Source organism: Bacteroides sp. AR29 (genome assembly GCF_900217715.1).
In the GTDB taxonomy this organism is placed as follows: domain Bacteria; phylum Bacteroidota; class Bacteroidia; order Bacteroidales; family Bacteroidaceae; genus Bacteroides; species Bacteroides uniformis.
This window is the reverse complement of sequence record NZ_OBMS01000005.1, coordinates 93,972-110,359: the sequence shown is the minus strand read 5'-3', so window position 1 is coordinate 110,359 and position 16,388 is coordinate 93,972. Positions and strand designations below refer to the sequence as shown.

The following is a 16,388-nucleotide window of genomic DNA, read 5'->3' as shown; positions in this document are numbered from 1 at the left end:
ACGTGAAATGCGTAACGTAAAACATGGAATCATTCCGCCTTCCGGTTTCCGCATTTCGTCCTCCCCATTCCGCATCCCGTCCGTAAATGCTTCCCGCTTACTTGCCGCAGGCCTATATTTGCAGAAAACATTTGCATATTCCCATGAAGACAAACTCTGTGATTCTATTGGTGTTGTGGCTTGCGGCGTGGCCGTTCTGCTGCCGGGGGCAAGGCTATATCAGTTACGACTATCTGCCCGAAAGTTCGTTGAAGGATGACCTCGGCAACGAGTATGGTTCGGGCAGCTTGATGATGGTATCGGGAAGGTATAACCTGCCGCTTTCCGTCAGGCATGACGACAAGGGCAGGCTGGTGGCGTGGTCGGCAACCGTCAATGCTGCCTATGGCGTATTCCATAATAAGGGGCAGGCGCGGGAGTTGAATCCGGACAATCTGCTGAATGCCAGTCTGAATATCTCCCACATCCGTCCCCTGTCCGACAAGTGGAGTATCATAGCCTCTGTGGGCGGCGGTGTCTATGCCCCGTTGGACGGGGTTTCCATGAAGACCCTACTGGCTAATGGAGCAATCATCTTTGTCTATAAACTGCGGAAGAACCTCGACTTGGGCATCGGTGCGGGGTTGACGAACTCTTACGGTATCCCGATGATACTGCCCATGATGTACTTCAGTTGGAGGAATGCCGGCAGGTATGAGCTGAAAGTGGATATGTCCAGCGGCATGAAAGTGTCCGTCGCCACCTGGCTGAACAAGAAGCTGAAGCTGGAACTGACCGCCCTCGATATGGACGGCATGTCTGCCGTGATGGAAGTCGACGGGAAATCGAAAATCTATTCTACCGTCATGCTGAGGTCATACATCAGTCCTTCGTACCAGTTGAGTAGGAAGACGGCTGTTTATCTGGGAGTGGGCGGTAACTGGATACGCGGAATAAGTATGTCGGACCGTAGTTTGAAAGGTTTTCTCAATAACTTCAAGAACGATGAGGACGAGCCTTGCTTCAGACCGACTCTGCGCCTGACGGTGGGATTCAGGTATACGCTGAAATGACAAATGCCATTTTAGTAAAGACAAGAGGTAAAATAGTATCTTTGTCGCAATAACAGACACGTTTTATGGTAAAGTATTTATTAGTAGAAGATGAGCGCTTCGCCTACGAAGAGCTGAAGCGTATGATGCAACGGCTGCGCCCTTCCTGGCAGTTGGCGGGCTGGGCAGAGAGCGTGGAGCAGGCTGTACTGCTCTTGCGTCAGGGCAGCCTGGACTTGATGATTGTAGATATCCGCTTGTCCGACGGGTTGAGCTTTGAGATATTCGAGCAGTGTCCCGTCGATTTGCCCGTTATCTTCACCACCGCCTACGACGAATATGCCATCAAAGCTTTCAAGGTAAACAGCATCGACTATCTGCTGAAACCCATTGAAGAAAGCGACCTAGAAGCAGCCTTGTGCAAGTTCGAGCACAACAGTGCCCTCCGTTCTGCGGCTCCCGAATATCGGCAACTGGAACTCGGCTACTTGGCAGCCAACAAGAAGAACCGTTTTCTGGTGCAGGTGGGCGATACCTTCCGCTACGTAGAAACTCCGGATGTCGCTTTCTTTTATAGTGAGGACAAGCTGACTTATCTGCACCTCTTCTCCGGGAAACGGTATATCATCAGCTACTCGCTGGACCAGTTGGAGGGAATGCTGGATAGGGATGTTTTCTTTAGGGTTTCAAGGAGCTGCATATCCAACATTAGGTCCATCCGGAAGAGTTCCAGGTACTTCGGCAGTCGCTTGAAGCTTTACTTCGAGCCGGAGTGCCCGCACGAGGTATTGGTGAGCCGCAGTCGCGTGGCCGATTTCTTGAAATGGGTGGACGGAGTGGTATGAGTTATAAGTTATGAGGCATAAGAGATACATATTCCTTTTTATACTGACGGTTTCCGTCTCGTTGCTTGTCATAGGGTGCGTTTATAACGTCATCAGCGGTAAGCCGTGGTATGCGAATATCATGGTGCAGTTCTTTCTGAATCTTCCTTTGTGCATAGGGCTGGGGTTCATCGACTTTGGGGTTATCAACTTGATATATAAAAGACTGAAACAGCGCAACAATGCGGTGAGGATTCTGGTGGATATCGTGTTGACCACTGCACTGGCTGTTCTGTTGACGTACATCTTGAACTTCCTGCTGATGGGCGGGCATGGAAATTTCTGGCATATCTTGAGAAGCTCCCTGCCGGTAGTGCCGTGGAACTGGATTATCGTTCTGCAGATAGAGATATTCTTCTATAGCCTGCAACGTTCGGAGATGGAGAAGCAGATGGCTGTCATCGAGAAGGAGAAGGCGCTGTATCAGTTCGAGGTGCTGAAAAACCAGATTAATCCCCATTTCTTATTCAATAGTCTGAATGTCCTTGCCTCCCTTGCTTATCAGGATACCGAAAAGACGAACCGGTTTGCCAAGAAGCTGTCTACGGTGTACCGTTATCTGCTCACTACGCATGGCAGAGCTACGGTGACCGTGCAGGAAGAACTGTCGTTCGTAGAGTCGTATTTATACCTGGAGCATATCCGCTTTGGCGATGCGCTGCATGTGGAGATAGAAGATGATTTGCGGAATCATCATTGTCTCGTCATTCCTGCCAGCATACAGATGCTTGTGGAGAATGCCTTGAAGCATAATATCAGTACAAAGAAGTCGCCGCTGATAGTCCATATATCCATAGGAAACGAAAGGATTACGGTACGCAACAATCTTCAGTTGCGCAACTATGTGGCCAGTAATGGAGCGGGATTGAAGAACCTGCAGCGGCAGTATGCCCTATACGGCACGCTGGTGGAGATTCTTAAGGACGAAAAGGAGTTTGTGGTGAAACTTCCCTTTGTGGGCGAAGACGTGAACCGTCTCAGCACAATATAGTCCTCTTCCCGAAGAAGAATCTGGAAACGTGCATCTTGTCCATAGCCCACGCCATACCCATGCAGCCGCTAAGAGTGAAGGCGGTGGCAGTGACAAGGAACAGCATCCCCGTAGGGTCGAAGGCGAACACGGGCAGAAACGCCTTGGACAGAATGGTGAAAATGGGTGAGAAAAGGAGTATGACCAGCGTATTGCGCCCTATAAAGAAGGAAAGCCGTTTGGCTTGTACCGGCAGATAGCCGTAGGCTGCCAACAGCAGGCTGATGGAAAGCCAGGTGATGGCGACTCCTGCCAGAGTACCCCTATCCAGATTGGCGGGAAAACAGCATAGTATTACGAATGGAACAATGGCGAAGGTTGTGGCACGAAAGACTTGTGTAAAACGAAGCCCGCTTTGGCTCACTGTCATGCCGATAAGGAAATAGAGGGCATTGGAGAAGTTCATCAATCCTCCCCAATGGGAAAGGGCAAACAGGCAGACACCGGTCACAACCAGCCGGGAGACAACCGACAGCCTTACATAGCGGAATGTGATATAATAGATGAGGCTGCACAGAATCAGTGTATGCAGATACCAGTAAGGCCCCATCGGATGGAGGAATATCTTGTCGAGCAATACGGTAGGAGTAATGGCATCTACACTTTCGCGTACGGGCAGGAAATGCGACATCACCGTATAGGCCGCCTCCATGCAGGCATACGGAATGAAAATCCATAGAAACTTGCGGAGAAAGCTTCGGGCATCCTTCCGGTTATTGGCCAGATAGCCCGAAATAATCAGGAAAGCGGACATGTGGAACGTATAGACGATTTGTTTCGCATACGGATACTTGTCGCCTATATATACAAGGTGGAAGATAATCATCAGGGTGATGAAGATGCATTTCAGATAATCTATCTCTTTGACACGGCTTTCCATATAGGGTAGTTTTCTGCGTATTGTTATTGATGGCACAAATATATATACTTCCGTAAACTTATTTATATTTTGCAAAGGGATTAAGCTTATTTTCTCTTTTACCGATTGCTTTTATGTATGGAAAATGTATATTTGTGCATGAATCATTAACTTAATGTAAAACAGACTATGATAACAAGCCAATTACTTCACCCGGCCAGTATTGTGGTAGTGGGGGCATCCAACAATGTACACAAACCCGGAGGGGCTATCCTGAAAAATCTGCTTAGCGGCGGATATACCGGTGAGCTTCGTGCCGTGAATCCGAAAGAGACTGAAGTGCAGGGTGTTGCTGCCTTTGCGGATGTGAAGGACATTCCCGATACGGACCTTGCCATCCTTGCCATACCTGCCGCGCTTTGTCCCGATGCGGTGGAGATGCTTGCTGCGGAGAAGCAGGTGAAGGCGTTCATTATCCTTTCTGCCGGTTTTGGTGAGGAGACCCATGAGGGTGCTGTGCTGGAAGATCGCATACTGGAAACGGTGAACCGGTATGGAGCCTCTCTGATAGGCCCCAACTGTATCGGTTTTATGAACTCGTGGCATCACAGTGTATTCAGCCAGCCCATCCCGCAACTGCATCCGCAAGGGGTGGACCTGATTTCCAGCTCCGGTGCCACAGCGGTGTTCATATTGGAGAGCGCCGTGACCAAGGGATTGCAGTTCAACTCTGTATGGTCTGTGGGCAATGCCAAGCAAATCGGCGTGGAGGATGTGTTGCAATACATGGACGAACACTTCAATCCGGAAGCGGATTCCAGAATAAAACTTCTTTATATAGAGAGTATCGGTGACCCCGACCGTCTGCTGTTTCATGCATCCTCGCTCATCAAGAAGGGCTGCAAGATTGCGGCCATCAAGGCGGGCAGTAGCGAAAGCGGCAGCCGGGCGGCGAGTTCGCATACGGGGGCCATTGCCAGTAGCGATTCGGCGGTAGAGGCCTTGTTCCGTAAGGCGGGTATTGTGCGTTGCTATTCGCGCGAGGAGTTGACGACCGTAGGTTGTATCTTCACACTGCCGGAACTGAAAGGGAAAAACTTCGCCATCATTACCCATGCCGGCGGTCCGGGAGTGATGCTGACCGATGCATTGAGTAAGGGTGGACTGAATGTTCCGAAACTGGAAGGACCGGTGGCGGAGGAACTTAAGGGTAAGCTTTTCCCCGGTGCGGCTGTGGGGAATCCCATTGATATTCTGGCTACGGGTACGCCGGAACATCTGCGCCTCTGTCTGGAGTATTGTGAGGAGAAGTTTGACAATATTGATGCTGTAATGGCTATTTTCGGCACTCCGGGGCTGGTGACCATGTTTGAAATGTATGATGTGCTGCACGAGAAGATGCTGCATTGCAAGAAGCCGATTTTTCCGATTCTTCCTTCCATCAATACGGCGGGAGCCGAGGTTGCCGCTTTCCTGGCAAAGGGCCATGTGAACTTTGCCGATGAGGTGACTCTCGGCACGGCACTTTCGCGGATAATGAATGCCCCGCGGCCTGCCAATAATGAAATCGAGCTCTTTGGAGTGGATGTTCCCCGTATCCGCCGGATTATAGATTCCATTCCTGCGGACGGTTATATCGCCCCGCACTATGTGCAGGCATTGCTCCGCTCTGCAGGTATTCCTATTGTGGAGGAGTTTGTTTCGGACAACAAGGAAGAAGTGCTTGCCTTTGCGCGTCGCACGGGGTTCCCGGTGGTGGCAAAGGTGGTGGGGCCGGTGCATAAGTCGGATGTGGGCGGTGTTGTGCTCAATATCAAGAGTGAACAGCATTTGGCATTGGAATTCGACCGTATGATGCAGATTCCCGAAGCTAGTGCTATCATGGTGCAGCCGATGTTGAAAGGGACGGAATTGTTTATCGGTGCCAAATATGAAGAGAAGTTCGGACATGTGGTACTCTGCGGCCTGGGCGGTATTTTTGTGGAGGTGCTGAAGGATATATCTTCCGGTCTTGCACCGTTGTCCTACGAGGAGGCTTACTCCATGATTCACTCGTTGCGTGCCTATAAGATTATCAAAGGTACGCGTGGGCAGAAGGGAGTGAATGAAGATAAATTTGCCGAAATTATTGTACGGCTTTCCACCTTGCTGCGCTTTGCAACGGAAATCAAGGAGATGGATATCAATCCATTGTTGGCGACTGAAAAGCAGGTGATAGCGGTGGATGCGCGCATTCGGATAGAAAAATAAGGGTTAGAGATTAGGGATTAGGGATTAAAGGGGCTGACTGTTAATCGCTCACCGCTAATCCCTTTTTCATCCTGCCCAGCCCTCCCTATCCAGATTTCTATATCCGATAGCTTCCGCCAAGTGTGCCGGCTGTATCAATTCGCAGCCTTCCAGGTCGGCGATGGTGCGTGATACTTTCAATATACGGTCGTAGGCGCGGGCCGAAAGGTTCAGTCGGTTCATGGCAGTTTTGAGCATGGCAAGTCCTTTGTCATCCGGACGGGCGTGGCGAGCAAGCAGTTTACTGTTCATCTGGGCATTACAATATATGCCGGGAATGTCTGCATACCTTGCTTCTTGAATTTGTCGGGCACGTATCACACGCTCGCGTATGGTGGCGCTCGATTCGCCGGGGCGGGAATCTGCCATCTCTTCAAAGGGGAGTGGGGTGACTTCAATTTGCAGGTCGATACGGTCGAGCAAAGGTCCGGATATGCGGTTCAGGTACTTTTGTACTTGTCCAGGACTGCATACACAAGCCTTGGTGGGATGCGTGTAATACCCGCATGGACACGGATTCATAGAGGCTACCAGCATAAAACTTGCCGGGTACTCTACATTGCATCGGATGCGTGACACGGTAATCTTCCTATCTTCCAGCGGTTGGCGAAGAACCTCCAATACGTTGCGGCTGTATTCTGGCAGTTCATCAAGATATAAAATGCCGTTATGTGCCAGACTGATTTCACCGGGTTGGGGGAAACTTCCTCCACCGGTCATCGCTACCGTAGAAATGGTGTGGTGAGGGTCGCGGAACGGGCGTTTCGAGATGAGCCCACCGTCTTTGCCCAACTTTCCGGCAACAGAATGAATCTTGGTCGTTTCCAGACTCTCTCCCAAAGAGAGGGGAGGAAGTATAGACGGCAGACGTTTGGCAAGCATGGACTTACCGCTGCCCGGCGAACCGATGAGAAGTATATTGTGGCTGCCCGAAGCAGCTACCTCTAAGGCTCGTTTCACATTTTCCTGCCCTTTTACTTCTGCAAAGTCGAAATCAAAGTTGCTCTGCTGGGAATAGAATTCCTCGCGGGTGTTGACTAACGTAGGGGTTAATTCCTGCGTGCCATTAAAGAATTCTATAACTTCCTTGATGTTTCCCGCTCCGTACACTTTCAGATTGTTTACTACTGCCGCTTCGTGGGCATTCTGTTGCGGTACAATCATACCCTCAAACCCCAGTTCTCTGGCCTTGATGGCAATGGGGAGTGCTCCTTTGATAGGTTGCAGGCTGCCGTCAAGGCTTAGTTCACCCATCAGCAGATAGCGTTCCAGCTTATCGGACTGGATAACTTCGCTGGCGGCAAGTATGCCGATGGCTAAAGGTAAATCGTAAGCTGCACCTTCCTTGCGGATGTCAGCTGGAGCCATGTTGATGACAATATTGCTGGTCGGCATCCGGTAGCCGTTGACCTGCAAAGCAGATATGATACGTTGATGGCTTTCTTTGACCGCAGAGTCCGGCAAACCGACTAAATAGAACATACAGCCTCTGGAACTGTTGACTTCAATGGTGATGAGGGTTGCGTCAATACCTTGAACAGCCGCTCCAAAAACTTTTATGAGCACGTTTTTAGTGATTAGGGGTTAGTGATGGCAGGATAGGCTACCGTCGGTTTTGTTTTTTGAGTTTCTTTTCACTCTCTTTCTTCTCTTTTTCCTTTTGCTCTATCTCCTCCAGTTTCTTTTTGATGTCTTCCTCACTCATATTCTTCCCTTCAATTTTTCCGGAAGGGCTAAGGAACAGATTGGCAGGCAATGCTTGTATGGCGAGCTGTTTGATGGGCGCTGTGTTCCATCCGGAGAAATCACAACTCTGTTCCCACTTCAGGGTATCTCTTTTGATTGCTTCTTCCCATTCCTTTCTGTCGATATCCAAGGAAATGCCCCAGAGTGCGAATAGCTTGTTCTTTTCTTCTTTCTTGTAAATCCGGCGCAGGGCAGCGTTGGCTTCCATGCTTTGCGGGTCCCAAGATGCCCAAAAATGTATCAACAGATATTTGTCCTTAAAGCTAGTACGGCTGATTTGTGTGCCTTTGGCATTGGGCAGGTTGACGTAAGGGATGGTTTTCCCGACGGATACCTTCTCTTCTTCTTGGATAAGGTCAAGCAGTTCGTCCACATATGGGCGGTCTTTCAGGCCTCCGGTCATGTGTTCTGTCATTTCTTTGATTAAGGAGAAGTCCGGTTGCGGTTTTTGCACGAAATATTTCTCCAGCAGATAGATACTTACCAGTGAAGAAGGATGGCTGTTGATGAAGGCTTCTGCTTTTTCTTCCAATGCTTTCTCCGAGGGAGTACTCAAACCTTTCAACTCTTTCTGAAAGGCGGTCAGTTCTTCATTGGGAACATTCCCCATGATTTCCAGTGAAGTAAGTTCGGCGGCAGAACCTTTTATCTTTATGTTGTCTCCTTTGTCCAGGTAAAGCGGATATTCTGTACCGTCACTGAATTGCAACCATGTAGAGGCAAGTGTGTCGGTGGTGAGGGTTGCAGAGAACTTGTCATCCTTGACAAGCAGAGTGTCCATACGGTTATAGAACTTGTCCGTACCATATATATAAAGGGTATCATTCCCCAGCCCTTTGATTTCACCATTTAGGTAGACTGAATTTGTATTTTTGCTGCCGCAGGCAGACAATATAATAAGCAGAAGGTATGCAAGATAGATTTTCTTCATTCCGGTTCTTTTTCTGATACTTCGTCGCGAAAATACTTCTTTTTGGTGTGAATAAAAAGAAATGCCCGACATATTTCTATGCCGGGCACGTTCTTTTCAATCTAACCTTTATTATTTGATGATATTCATAAAGTCAGTGTTAGTGAAGTATTTGGCGAATTCCAGGTCAGAAGCAGCCTTCTTTGCCAAAGCCGGTTCTTTTGCAATGGCATTCTTCAGACTGCTGGTTACCATAGATGTATTGTTGGTTCTTGCGCCAAGTACAGCCATCAGGTAGTCAGTATAAGCGTCTGGTCTTTCGATAGCAGCCAGTGTGTTCTTAGCCTTGTTGTAGTCCTTAGCCAGGATTTGTGCCAAAGCAGCGCTGTTAGTCTTAGTGTCGCCAAATGAGCTGACAGCCTTGTCGTACTGTCCTTGAGCAACATACAGATTACCCAATGCCTCGTTCAGTTCCTTAGAACCGGAAGCCTTGCTCAGATAGCTTTCTGCTGCTGTTCTGTCGCCCTTGGTCAAGGCAATCAGACCGAGATTCATGTTTGCTTCAGGAGCATCCTTGATGGAGAGAGCTTTCTTGAAGTAGCTTTCAGCCTTGTCAAGATCACCAGCCTGATAAGCCAGTTTACCTAAGTTGTTGTAAGCACGGAAATCGTTCGGGTAGATTTGAGTAGCTTTTGTGAAGATGGCTTCTTGCTTGGCAGCATCTTTAGTCAAGGTGGTGGCATACAGTAATTCTTCGATGTTCAGCTGCTTGGCATCGCTGTCGGCGAGGTTTGCGATTTCTTCGTCAGACTTACCGATGATTTCGTAGTTCAAAGTCAGGCGTGAACGACGCAGTTGCGGCAGGATTTCGTCAGCCAAAGTTTTATAAACAGAAGAGATGTTCTTGATTTCTTGTTCTCTTTGTTCAGGATCCTGATACATGGAAAGAACGCGAAGAATCAATTCTTTATCTTGGATGTTTGATTTGGATACCAGTTCCTGGAAGCCTTCCCAGTCCTGAGCCGTATACTTGGTGTCTACTGCTGCATCGATTTTTGCTTTCTTCAAATCTCTGTTGATGATTTTAGCCGTGTTGTCCTGGCGGTTCTCAGCCAGTGTAGTATTCAAGCCTACACCACCATCGGGAGAAGCGTATGCGGAGATTTCGATGTTGCTGATTTTCTTGTTTTCAGCTTCGTCTATGTTTTTCACTTCTTTGCCGAATTCTTTGGCAGTCTTCAATTCGCTGGCGCGTACGTTGGCTTGTTGAATCAAGAACATGATGTTGGCGTCATGCTTTTCTTTGATGATACGTTGGAAAGCGTCGTCACCATTGGCGGGGTTAGCGCTGCCCAATGTTTGTTCCAGCATCTCAGAAGTGGAGATTACACCATCAGCTACTTTTACAGCAGGGATAGTGACAGTCTTTTTGCCTACTGTAGCCTTGAATTCCAGATACAGTTCGGATTTGGCCATTTCCGGTACATAGTCGAAAGATGTCTTCATAGTGTAGCTGCCGCCCATCTTGTAAGAGATAGTCTGGTCGTTACCTTCTACTTTTTCGCCCTGGAACACAGCCGACTGGCCTTTAGCTTCGCCGCCATTCCATTTCAGCACAGGGGTCACTTCTACCACAGCCTTCTTGTTGAAGTACTTTTCGGGGAATTTTCCGTTGATTGTAGCGGGAACTTTACCACCCACAGCTTCCAGAACTTGAGGAGTTACGGTGAAATAATCTGATGACAATTCACCCATCTTTTTGCTGCACGATGTCATTAATGCAACAACCATTGCCATTAAAAACGGCAGATACAATTTCTTAGTCATTTTAGGTATAAATTAATTGTTTGTAATTGAAATTTGTCTATTCCATTTTAGTGTACTGTTTGGGCATGGACACAACAACGCAAAGATATTAAATCCTATTACAGTTTGTTAACTCGCGCAGCAATTTTATCATAATTTAATGAATTTCCCGCTCTTTGCGGTACTTTATATTGCGGGGATGATGTTCTATGATTTCACTGCGCAATCTGTGCCGGTCAATATGTGTGTAAATTTCTGTTGTAGCGATAGATTCGTGACCCAGCATACTTTGTATGGCGCGCAGGTTGGCGCCTCCTTCAAGCAGGTGGGTGGCAAAGGAATGGCGGAAGGTGTGCGGACTGATGTTTTTGGTGATGCCGGCCTTCTTCGCCAGTTCCTTGATGAGATGGAATACCATGATGCGCGAGATATTTTTGCCCCAGCGTGCCAGGAATACATAGTCCTCGAAGTCCTTCTTGATTTTCCAGCCTCCATTGCGGTCCACGAACCAGTTCCTTATCTCCTTGATGGCACGGGACGATATGGGTACAAGGCGCTGTTTGCTGCCCTTACCTTCTACCTTGATGAAGCCTTCGTCGAAATACAAGTCGGAGATTTTCAGGTTGCACAGTTCCGATACCCGTAGGCCGCAACTGTATAGAGTCTCGAGGATGGCCCGGTTGCGTTGCCCCTCGTTTGTGCCTAGGTCAATGGCGGAGATGATGCGGTCTATCTCTTCCACTGTCAGTACTTCTGGAAGCTTGAATCCGATTTTGGGTCCCTCCAACAGTTCGCTGGGGTCTCCCTCCAGGTAGTCGGCCATGACGAGGAAATGGAAGAATGACTTGATGCCCGACAAGATGCGTGCCTGCGAGCGGGGATGGATGCCGATGTCGTGCAGTCCGGAGGCAAAATGCTGCAAGTCATCCAGGGTAGTGTCAAGGATAGCGATACCCTCTCCTTCCAGAAAGTGCAGCAGCTTCTGTAAGTCTGTTTGGTAAGCATCCACTGTATTGGGTGAGAGTGCTTTTTCCAGTTTCAGATACTGGTGGTACTTTCTGATTATCAGCGTTTGTTTCTCCTTATTCGTGGATTTTTCTTCTGATTTCATTTCTTTTTTCTACCTTTGCTTCGCGAAAATAGGCTGCATTTCAGCAAATTGCAAATAAATTTGCATCTGCTTTCGGTTTGCACTATCTTTGCACCGCAAAGGTATAAAAAATTGTGTTATGAGGATACAGATTATTAACGGCCCCAATATAAATCTCTTGGGCAAACGTGAACCTTCCATTTACGGTAGCGTTACTTTTGAAGACTACCTTGCCGAACTCCGTAAGAAATATGCGGATGTACAGATTGACTATTTCCAGTCCAACATTGAGGGAGAGCTGATAGACAAGATTCAGCAGGTAGGTTTTGATGTGGACGGCATCATTTTGAATGCGGGTGCTTACACCCATACGTCCATCGCTCTGCAAGATGCTATCCGTTCGGTCACTTCTCCGGTGATTGAGGTGCATATCTCTAATGTACATGCCCGCGAGGCTTTTCGTCATGTGTCCATGATTTCCTGCGCTTGCAAGGGTGTCATTCTCGGTTTCGGGCTGAACTCCTACCGTCTGGCCATGGAGGCATTAAAAGATTATTAAATAAAATAGGTATATAGATTATGTTATTGAAGCAAACGAAGATTGTCGCAACGATTTCTGACCAGCGCTGTGATGTTGATTTTATAAAGCAGTTGTTCGATGCAGGTATGAATGTTGTACGTATGAATACTGCACATCTTGGCCGTGAAGGTGCCGAGAAGTTGATTAACAATGTGCGTTCGGTTTCCAACCGCATCGCTATCCTGATGGATACGAAAGGACCGGAGGTCCGCACGACGGTTCTGGCTGAGCCCATTCCTTTCAAGGCGGGCGACCGCGTGAAGGTGGTAGGCAACCCGGAGCAGGAGACTACCCGTGAATGTATCTCGGTATCCTATCCCCATTTCGTCAAAGACTTGAATGTGGACGGCCATATCCTTATTGATGACGGTGACTTGGAGTTGGTTGTTGTAGAGAAGACCCCCGACTACCTGCTCTGCGAAGTACAGAATGAGGCTACTCTGGGCAGCCGCAAGAGCGTCAACGTTCCCGGCGTCCGCATCAATCTGCCTTCTCTGACGGAGAAGGACCGCACCAATATCCTTTATGCCATTGAGAAGAACATAGACTTCATTGCCCACTCCTTTGTGCGCAATAAGCAGGATATACTCGACATCAAGGCAATTCTTGACGCTCATAACAGCGATATCCGTATTGTTGCTAAGATTGAGAACCAGGAAGGCGTTGATAATATCGATGAAATCCTGGAAGTAGCCGACGGTGTGATGATAGCTCGCGGTGACCTCGGTATTGAAGTTCCGCAGGAACGTATTCCGGGCATCCAGCGTGTGCTCATCCGCAAGTGTATTCTTGCCAAGAAGCCGGTGATTGTTGCCACACAGATGCTTCATACCATGATTTCCAATCCGCGTCCCACCCGTGCGGAGGTAACGGACATTGCCAATGCCATCTATTATCGTACGGATGCCTTGATGTTGAGCGGTGAAACCGCCTATGGAAAGTATCCGGTAGAAGCGGTGAAGACGATGACCAAGATTGCCGCCCAAGCGGAGAAAGACAAGCTGTCTGACAACGATATCCGTATTCCGCTGGACGAGAACAGCAACGACGTGACTGCGTTCCTGGCCAAACAAGCGGTAAAGGCTACCACCAAACTGAAAATCCGTGCAATCATCACCGACAGTTACAGCGGCCGTACTGCCCGTAACCTTGCCGCTTTCCGTGGCAAATATCCGGTATTGGCCATCTGCTACAAGGAAAAGACCATGCGGCACCTTGCCCTTTCCTACGGTGTGGAAGCTATCTATATGCCCGAACTTGCCAACGGGCAGGAATATTACTTTGCAGCCTTGCGTCGCTTGTTGAAGGAAGGCCGTTTATGTCCTACGGACATGGTGGGCTACCTGAGTAGCGGTAAAGCCGGTACGCGCACTTCTTTCCTCGAAATCAACGTGGTGGAAGATGCCCTGAAACATGCTGAAGATAGTGTGTTGCCCAACAGTAACAGATATTTGTAGGATAAGGGATTAAGGATAAGGGGTTAGGGATTAGCGGTTAATGATTAATTAATAATTGTGCGCAGAACTAACCCCTAACCCCTAATCCCTTATCCCTAACCTATAATCCATTAACAAAGTGACGATTGACGAATACATTTTGCAGCACATTGATGATGAGGGCGATTATCTGAAAGCGCTCTATCGCGACACGCATGTCAAGTTGCTATATCCCCGCATGGCTTCCGGACATTTGCAGGGGCGTATGCTCAAGATGTTTGTACGGATGATTCGTCCCCGGCAGGTGCTGGAGATAGGGACTTATAGCGGATATTCCGCACTTTGCATAGCAGAAGGACTGCCGGAGGGCGGGATGCTGCATACGTTTGAAATCAACGACGAGCAGGAGGACTTCACCCGTCCGTGGCTGGAGAATTCCGATTACGCGGATAAAATCAGGTTCTACATTGGCGATGCCTTGGAGCGGGTACCGCAACTGGACCTCACTTTCGACCTTGCCTTTATTGACGGAGATAAGCGTAAATACATAGAGTATTATGAAATGGTGCTCGCCCGCCTTTCCGGCGGTGGATATATCATTGCCGACAATACCTTGTGGGATGGCCATGTGCTGGAAGAACAACCCCATCGCACAGACCTGCAAACAATCAGTATCAAAGCCTTCAATGATTTGGTGGCGCGGGATGCGCGCGTGGAGAAAGTCATTCTTCCCCTGCGTGACGGATTGACGATTATCCGTAAGAAGTAACTGTTTTTTTATCTTTTTCTCAGCAGCCGCTTGCTGAGGTATCTCACCGGATACCATACGGACAAGAAGCCTACAGTGATGACCGTTAAGAATACCAGAATAATATCCGTGGCATGTACACTTACCGGATAAGCGTCCACTACAAAACTTCCATTGCCTCCCCCCAATGAAATCAACCCGAAACGTTGCTGCAGAAAGCACAGCAACAATCCTAAAACGATGCCGGAGAGGGCGCCGAATACAGAAATCATCCTGCCTTCGAACAAGAAGATGCGCGCTATGAGCCGGTCATCGGCACCCAGGTTGCGCAGTGTCTCCACGTCCTCCCGTTTGTCCAGTATCAGCATGGACAGCGAACCGATGACATTGAAGCATGCGATACCCAGAATGAAGGTGAGGAAGAGATAAGAGATAAGTTTCTCTATTTCCATGATGCGGAAAACATCGGCCTGCTGCTCGTAGCGGTTCTGTACAATGAACCGGTCGCCGAGAATGCCTGCTATTTTCTTTTGTACGGAGCCGATGTTGGAACCGGGTTTCAGTTTCATCTCGATGGCAGAGACTTCCGTGTCATAATTGAACAGACGGCGGGCAAAGTCGAGTGACGTCAGTATGTAGCGTGAATCGTATTTTTGCTGGTTGACGGCAAAGATGGCGCCGGGCGAGAAGAGATACTCCCGGTTGAAAGCCGCAGTGGGGTTGGCTATGTTTACCCGTACGTTCCGTTTGGGGGCATAGACCTGCAACGGGTCCACGAACTGAATGCCGGTGCCCAACTCGGATATAAGTTCCACACCCAGAAAACCATAGTCCACCACCGAGTCGCTCAGTAGGAACTTTCCCGTCCCATAGAGCAAGCTGTCGATGGATGTAAGCTGTTCGAAATTGTCCTCCACTCCCTTGATGACGGCCATTGCCTGGCGGTCCTTGTACTGCACCATGGCATTCTCTTCCAGTGTTTCCGTCCACACGTCAATCTCGGACAGGGCGTGTACTTGCCGGATGCACGCTTCGTGCGGGTCGAAAACCTTACCTTCGCGGACGGTGATTTTCAGTTCCGGGTCGAAGGCTGTGAAAAAGCCTGCCACCATGTCCTGAAAACCGTTGAACACGGACAAGGTGCATACCAACGCCAACGTAGCCAATGCCACTCCACACACCGAAATACCGGAGATGATATTAATGGCATTGTGTTTCTTCTTGGAGAAGAGGTAGCGGCGGGCTATAAAGAAGGGAAGGGACATTATTTCAACAGTTCATCAATTCGTTCCAGATAGTCCAGTGAGTCGTCTACGAAGAACTTCAGTTCGGGGATAATGCGTAGTTGGTGGCGTACGCGGGTACCCAGTTCAAAGCGTATGGATTTCATGTTTCCGTTGATGTTCTTGACTATTTCTTCGCTTTTCTCCGAGGGGAATATACTGAGATAAGCGCGTGCCACGCTCATGTCGGGGCTGATGCGTACGGCACTGACGGAAATCAGTATGCCGGGCATGGACTTGGTTTGCAACAAGAAGATATCACTCAGTTCCTTCTGCAGGAGACGGGCTATTTTATTTTGTCTGGTAGTTTCCATACTGTTCATTTTTTTATGCTGGGGTGCAGCTTGTTTTCACGTTAGCAAAGTTACTGAAATATATTGTTCTGCCGACTGTTTATAGCTTTTTTTTCATTCTTTTCCCTATTGTAGGGTTCATTCTTTTCCGTTCTGTCGATGAGATATGCCTTTTCGTAGATTCTATTTGTTGTTCTTGTTATGCTTCCCTAACTTTGATGTCAGTTCGGAGAACTGCTGATGATGAGTGAAGAAGGAAGAGAACCATTCCGTTATAGAAGAGACTCTCTCTAAATAGCGTTTTTTCATGTATTATTGACTTGAACCGTTTTTACCCGGGAGGGTAGAAACGGTTTTTTTGCGCATCTGACCGGGCTTTCTTGTCTCTTGCATAGGCTTCCGT

14 protein-coding genes are annotated in these 16,388 nt (G+C 48.5%); 7 read left to right on the top strand and 7 right to left on the bottom strand.

Going from position 1 to position 16,388, the window contains the following annotated elements:
* The first annotated feature begins 143 nt into the window (after positions 1-143).
* The 3 genes from CSD97_RS04555 to CSD97_RS04545 all read left to right on the top strand — a co-directional run bounded on the left by CSD97_RS04555 (position 144) and on the right by CSD97_RS04545 (position 2,906).
* Positions 144-1,052: a DUF6268 family outer membrane beta-barrel protein gene (locus CSD97_RS04555; protein ID WP_005834356.1), complete on the top strand. Its 909-nt coding sequence runs from the start codon at positions 144-146 to the stop codon at positions 1,050-1,052.
* A gap of 65 nt (positions 1,053-1,117) precedes the next feature.
* Positions 1,118-1,876: a LytTR family DNA-binding domain-containing protein gene (locus CSD97_RS04550; RefSeq protein ID WP_022400779.1), complete on the top strand. Its 759-nt coding sequence runs from the start codon at positions 1,118-1,120 to the stop codon at positions 1,874-1,876.
* Between the two features lie 10 nt (positions 1,877-1,886).
* Positions 1,887-2,906 carry a sensor histidine kinase gene (locus tag CSD97_RS04545; RefSeq protein WP_057098023.1) on the top strand — a complete coding sequence of 340 codons (1,020 nt, stop codon included), beginning with the start codon at positions 1,887-1,889 and terminating at the stop codon, positions 2,904-2,906.
* Here the strand turns inward: CSD97_RS04545 and CSD97_RS04540 are convergent.
* Positions 2,893-3,825, bottom strand: a complete 933-nt coding sequence (locus tag CSD97_RS04540) for an acyltransferase (protein WP_035447239.1) — start codon at positions 3,823-3,825, stop codon at positions 2,893-2,895. The genes CSD97_RS04545 and CSD97_RS04540 overlap by 14 nt on opposite strands.
* Before the next feature lie 168 nt (positions 3,826-3,993).
* Here CSD97_RS04540 and CSD97_RS04535 point away from each other — a divergent pair, with 168 nt between their 5' ends.
* A complete protein-coding gene (locus tag CSD97_RS04535) occupies positions 3,994-6,054 on the top strand; it encodes an acetate--CoA ligase (RefSeq protein ID WP_005834364.1) in 2,061 nt (686 codons plus the stop codon).
* A 66-nt stretch (positions 6,055-6,120) separates the two neighbouring features.
* Here CSD97_RS04535 and CSD97_RS04530 read toward each other — a convergent pair whose 3' ends face one another.
* The 4 genes from CSD97_RS04530 to xerD all read right to left on the bottom strand — a co-directional run bounded on the left by CSD97_RS04530 (position 6,121) and on the right by xerD (position 11,666).
* Positions 6,121-7,659, bottom strand: coding sequence for a YifB family Mg chelatase-like AAA ATPase (locus tag CSD97_RS04530; protein WP_005834366.1), 1,539 nt, complete (start codon positions 7,657-7,659; stop codon positions 6,121-6,123).
* A 37-nt stretch (positions 7,660-7,696) separates the two neighbouring features.
* Entirely contained in the window at positions 7,697-8,770 is a 1,074-nt protein-coding gene (locus CSD97_RS04525) for a TlpA disulfide reductase family protein (protein ID WP_098032004.1), read from the bottom strand.
* A gap of 111 nt (positions 8,771-8,881) precedes the next feature.
* Positions 8,882-10,576 (bottom strand): tetratricopeptide repeat protein, encoded by a 1,695-nt coding sequence (locus CSD97_RS04520; protein WP_005834370.1) that lies wholly within the window; start codon positions 10,574-10,576, stop codon positions 8,882-8,884.
* A 136-nt stretch (positions 10,577-10,712) separates the two neighbouring features.
* Positions 10,713-11,666, bottom strand: coding sequence for a site-specific tyrosine recombinase XerD (xerD, locus tag CSD97_RS04515; protein WP_005830767.1), 954 nt, complete (start codon positions 11,664-11,666; stop codon positions 10,713-10,715).
* 118 nt (positions 11,667-11,784) lie between these two features.
* On the opposite strand from xerD, the gene aroQ reads away from it, so the two are divergent.
* The 3 genes from aroQ to CSD97_RS04500 all read left to right on the top strand — a co-directional run bounded on the left by aroQ (position 11,785) and on the right by CSD97_RS04500 (position 14,430).
* Positions 11,785-12,204 carry a type II 3-dehydroquinate dehydratase gene (gene aroQ, locus CSD97_RS04510; protein ID WP_005834372.1) on the top strand — a complete coding sequence of 140 codons (420 nt, stop codon included), beginning with the start codon at positions 11,785-11,787 and terminating at the stop codon, positions 12,202-12,204.
* Positions 12,205-12,224: 20 nt separating this feature from the next.
* Positions 12,225-13,682: a pyruvate kinase gene (gene pyk, locus CSD97_RS04505; protein WP_009037618.1), complete on the top strand. Its 1,458-nt coding sequence runs from the start codon at positions 12,225-12,227 to the stop codon at positions 13,680-13,682.
* A 118-nt stretch (positions 13,683-13,800) separates the two neighbouring features.
* Positions 13,801-14,430 (top strand): class I SAM-dependent methyltransferase, encoded by a 630-nt coding sequence (locus CSD97_RS04500; RefSeq protein WP_005830764.1) that lies wholly within the window; start codon positions 13,801-13,803, stop codon positions 14,428-14,430.
* 8 nt (positions 14,431-14,438) lie between these two features.
* Here CSD97_RS04500 and CSD97_RS04495 read toward each other — a convergent pair whose 3' ends face one another.
* Both CSD97_RS04495 and rbfA read right to left on the bottom strand, forming a co-directional pair.
* A complete protein-coding gene (locus CSD97_RS04495; RefSeq protein ID WP_005830763.1) occupies positions 14,439-15,674 on the bottom strand; it encodes an FtsX-like permease family protein in 1,236 nt (411 codons plus the stop codon).
* Positions 15,674-16,006, bottom strand: a complete 333-nt coding sequence (rbfA, locus tag CSD97_RS04490; RefSeq protein ID WP_005834378.1) for a 30S ribosome-binding factor RbfA — start codon at positions 16,004-16,006, stop codon at positions 15,674-15,676. The genes CSD97_RS04495 and rbfA overlap by 1 nt, the downstream gene beginning before the upstream one ends.
* Positions 16,007-16,388 lie beyond the last annotated feature (382 nt).

Excerpts from the sequence above, each read along its gene's own strand:
- CSD97_RS04525 (WP_098032004.1), bottom strand. The coding sequence starts at position 8,770 with ATGAAGAAAATCTATCTTGCATACCTTCTGCTTATTATATTGTCTGCC.
- CSD97_RS04555 (WP_005834356.1), top strand. The coding sequence starts at position 144 with ATGAAGACAAACTCTGTGATTCTATTGGTGTTGTGGCTTGCGGCGTGG.
- xerD (WP_005830767.1), bottom strand. The coding sequence starts at position 11,666 with ATGAAATCAGAAGAAAAATCCACGAATAAGGAGAAACAAACGCTGATA.
- CSD97_RS04495 (WP_005830763.1), bottom strand. The coding sequence starts at position 15,674 with ATGTCCCTTCCCTTCTTTATAGCCCGCCGCTACCTCTTCTCCAAGAAG.
- aroQ (WP_005834372.1), top strand. The coding sequence starts at position 11,785 with ATGAGGATACAGATTATTAACGGCCCCAATATAAATCTCTTGGGCAAA.
- CSD97_RS04550 (WP_022400779.1), top strand. The coding sequence starts at position 1,118 with ATGGTAAAGTATTTATTAGTAGAAGATGAGCGCTTCGCCTACGAAGAG.
- CSD97_RS04540 (WP_035447239.1), bottom strand. The coding sequence starts at position 3,825 with ATGGAAAGCCGTGTCAAAGAGATAGATTATCTGAAATGCATCTTCATC.
- CSD97_RS04535 (WP_005834364.1), top strand. The coding sequence starts at position 3,994 with ATGATAACAAGCCAATTACTTCACCCGGCCAGTATTGTGGTAGTGGGG.
- rbfA (WP_005834378.1), bottom strand. The coding sequence starts at position 16,006 with ATGGAAACTACCAGACAAAATAAAATAGCCCGTCTCCTGCAGAAGGAA.
- CSD97_RS04520 (WP_005834370.1), bottom strand. The coding sequence starts at position 10,576 with ATGACTAAGAAATTGTATCTGCCGTTTTTAATGGCAATGGTTGTTGCA.
- CSD97_RS04545 (WP_057098023.1), top strand. The coding sequence starts at position 1,887 with ATGAGGCATAAGAGATACATATTCCTTTTTATACTGACGGTTTCCGTC.
- pyk (WP_009037618.1), top strand. The coding sequence starts at position 12,225 with ATGTTATTGAAGCAAACGAAGATTGTCGCAACGATTTCTGACCAGCGC.